Raw genomic sequence first — 2,838 nt, forward strand, 5'->3', positions numbered from 1 at the left:
CATGCGGTTCACCGGCCTCGCACAGTTCTGCATCGTCCGTCCTCCTGCCCTGGTCTGCTCGTCCCGTCCTGTCTCCGGCGAGGCCGGTGAACCGCATGGGGCGGTGGCCGGTGCGGTCGGCGCAGCCGATGAGGCCGATGAGAAGGACGCGGCGGACCAGGGGGCTGACCGCCGGCACGGGGATGACCGGCAAACAGGTGCTGATGACGGAGCTCGCCGTCGTGGGCGGGCTGGTGCTCGCCCTGCTGATCAGGGAGGTGCCCGGACTCGTCCGCGAGATCCGCATCTGGCGGATGGTCGGGTTCGGGCCCGGCCCCCGGCGCCGGAGCTGACCGCACGCCGCAGGGCTGCGCAAGGGCGGTGCACCGCGGCACCGTGTCCCGCGGACGTCTTCTGCGCCTTCCGGTCCTGTGCTCCGGCTTTCCTCCGGCGCGGCCCCGCGCCCCGCGGCTCAGCGGTTCACGGTCTGCATGCCGGCCTCGTCGTAGCGCTCCCCGGCGGGCTCGGGAAGCTCGGCGTCGATGCGTGCCAGGTCGTCCTCGGTCAGCACCACGTCGACCGCCGCGGCGTTCTGCTCCAGATAGGTGCGGCGCCTGGTGCCGGGAATGGGCACCAGGTCCTCGCCCTGGGCCAGCACCCAGGCGATCGCCAGCTGCGCCGGAGTCACGCCCTTCTCCCGGGCGATCTCCTTGACCTTGGCCGCGAGCCGGAGGTTCGCCTCGAGGTTGTCGCCGGTGAAGCGGGGGCCGCTGCGCCGGAAGTCCCCTTCGTCGAGCTCGTCGGGGGAGGAGAACCGGCCCGCGAGGAAACCGCGGCCCAGCGGCGAGTAGGGGACGAACCCGATGCCCAGCTCCCGGCACACGGGCAGCACTTCCTCCTCCACGTCGCGCGTCCACAGCGAGTACTCGGTCTGCACCGCGGTGACCGGGTGGACCGCGTGTGCGCGGCGGATGGTCTCCGGTGCCGCCTCGCTCAGTCCGATGTGGCGCACCTTGCCCTCCGCGACCAGCTCGGCCAGGGCGCCGACGGTCTCCTCGATCGGCACACGGGGGTCGACACGGTGCTGGTAGTACAGGTCGATGCAGTCGGTGCCCAGCCGTTCGAGCGAGCCGTGGACGGAACCGCGCACATGCTCGGCCGAGCCGTCCTGCGGACCGATCGTGCTCATGTCGCCGGGCACCGCGTGGTCCATCCGGTAATTGAACTTGGTGGCGATCACGTACTCGTCGCGGTGCCCCGCGACGGCCCGGCCGACCAGCGACTCGTTGGTGAGGGGGCCGTAGAGCTGGGCGGTGTCGAGGAAGGTGACTCCCAGTTCCCGGGCACGCCGGACGGTCCTGATGGCCTCGTCCTCGTCGGGGGTCCCGTAGAAGGCGGACATCCCCATGCAACCGAGGCCGATGGCCGACACGTCGAGGTCGCGCAGCCTGCGCTGCTTCATGTGTTCCAGCCTTTCCCTGCGGCGAGCGGGTACGGGCGGTGGTATCCGCTCGCCGTGTACCCCGTTGCCGCGCGGCATCGCCTCCGTATCCGATGGCCCATTCGGTCCGCGCCGGATTGCGGACAGTGACCGAGCGAGGAGCATGGGTGAGGGGAAACGGTCCTCCGAAAGCGTGCCCTTCCGGGTGAGCGAAAGGTGACAGCATGCCGGTATGCACCACGCGTGACGGGGTCGAGATCTTCTACAAGGACTGGGGGCGAGGACGCCCGGTGGTCTTCATCCACGGCTGGCCCCTGAACGGGGACGCCTGGCAGGATCAGCTCAAAGCGGTCGCCGACGCCGGGTACCGGGGCATCGCCCACGACCGCCGGGGGCACGGCCGCTCCACCCCGGTCTACGACGGCTACGACTTCGACACGTTCGCCGACGACCTCAACGATCTGCTGACCCACCTCGACCTGCAGGATGTCACGCTGGTGGCCCACTCCATGGGCGGAGGCGAACTCGCCCGGTACATCGGCCGCCACGGCACCGGACGTGTGCGTTCGGCCGTCCTGCTCTCCGCCGTCACACCGCTGATGCTGCAGGGCCCCGACAACCCCGAGGGCGTCCCGCAGTCCGTCCTCGACGACATCAAGGCCGGCATCCTCAAGGAGCGCTCGCAGTTCTGGAAGGACACTGCCGAGACCTTCTTCTCCGCGGACCGCCCGGACAGCAAGGTCACCCAGGGCAACAAGGACGCGTTCTGGTACATGGGCATGGCGCAGACCATCGAGGGCGCCGTCGCCTGTGTCGACGCCTTCGGCACCACGCCCTTCCACGACGACCTGAGGAAGTTCGACGTTCCCACCCTGGTCGTGCACGGCGACGACGACCGGGTCGTGCCCATCGACGCCACCGCCCGCAAGACCGTGCAGATCGTCCCCGACGCCGAGCTGAAGGTGTACGAGGGCGCCAGTCACGGCCTCGCCATGGTGGACGGCGACAAACAGCGCTTCAACCAGGACCTGCTGGACTTCCTCTCCCGCTGACCTGTCGGCGGGCTCCGCCCGCCCGGCGGGACCGGGCGGGCGGAGCCCGCCGTCGCTCTGCGAGGGGTGAGGACGCCCCGGGCGGGCAAGGGCCCGCTCCCGGGGCGTTGCGCGCGTCGGCGAGGGCCATGCGCGGACGCGCGGCGCGGGCCCCGTGCTCGGGCACCGTCGCGGCAACACACCTTCGGCACGGCCCCGTTCGTCTTCTGTCCGCCCTCTGCCGCCTTCTGCGGCGCCCTCCGGCCGGACACGCACGGGGCCGAACCCGCGGGCAGCACCGGCGCCACCCGCCCTTCCGGCTGCGGCCGCTCCTCGCACGAGCGTTTCCCTCAAGTGCTCCTTCGCTCCTGCTCGCTCCCTTGCCGC

Annotated in this window: 3 protein-coding genes; 2 read left to right on the top strand and 1 reads right to left on the bottom strand. The window is 71.1% G+C overall.

The annotated features are described in order from the left end of the window. The first annotated feature begins 182 nt into the window (after positions 1-182). Complete coding sequence (locus CCN35_RS28175; RefSeq protein ID WP_211285581.1) at positions 183-332, top strand: hypothetical protein; 150 nt, start codon at positions 183-185, stop codon at positions 330-332. A gap of 119 nt (positions 333-451) precedes the next feature. Here CCN35_RS28175 and CCN35_RS25970 read toward each other — a convergent pair whose 3' ends face one another. Next, positions 452-1,441 (bottom strand): aldo/keto reductase, encoded by a 990-nt coding sequence (locus tag CCN35_RS25970; RefSeq protein ID WP_086794536.1) that lies wholly within the window; start codon positions 1,439-1,441, stop codon positions 452-454. A 203-nt stretch (positions 1,442-1,644) separates the two neighbouring features. On the opposite strand from CCN35_RS25970, the gene CCN35_RS25975 reads away from it, so the two are divergent. Beyond that, on the top strand, positions 1,645-2,472 hold the full coding sequence (locus CCN35_RS25975) for an alpha/beta fold hydrolase (RefSeq protein WP_067399421.1): 828 nt from the start codon (positions 1,645-1,647) through the stop codon (positions 2,470-2,472). The last annotated feature ends 366 nt before the right edge of the window (positions 2,473-2,838 follow it).

It is taken from the genome of Streptomyces thermovulgaris (assembly GCF_002155915.1).
Classification (GTDB): domain Bacteria; phylum Actinomycetota; class Actinomycetes; order Streptomycetales; family Streptomycetaceae; genus Streptomyces; species Streptomyces thermovulgaris.

Coding starts and splice junctions, on each gene's coding strand:
- CCN35_RS28175 (WP_211285581.1), top strand. CDS start 183: ATGACCGGCAAACAGGTGCTGATGACGGAGCTCGCCGTCGTGGGCGGG.
- CCN35_RS25970 (WP_086794536.1), bottom strand. CDS start 1,441: ATGAAGCAGCGCAGGCTGCGCGACCTCGACGTGTCGGCCATCGGCCTC.
- CCN35_RS25975 (WP_067399421.1), top strand. CDS start 1,645: ATGCCGGTATGCACCACGCGTGACGGGGTCGAGATCTTCTACAAGGAC.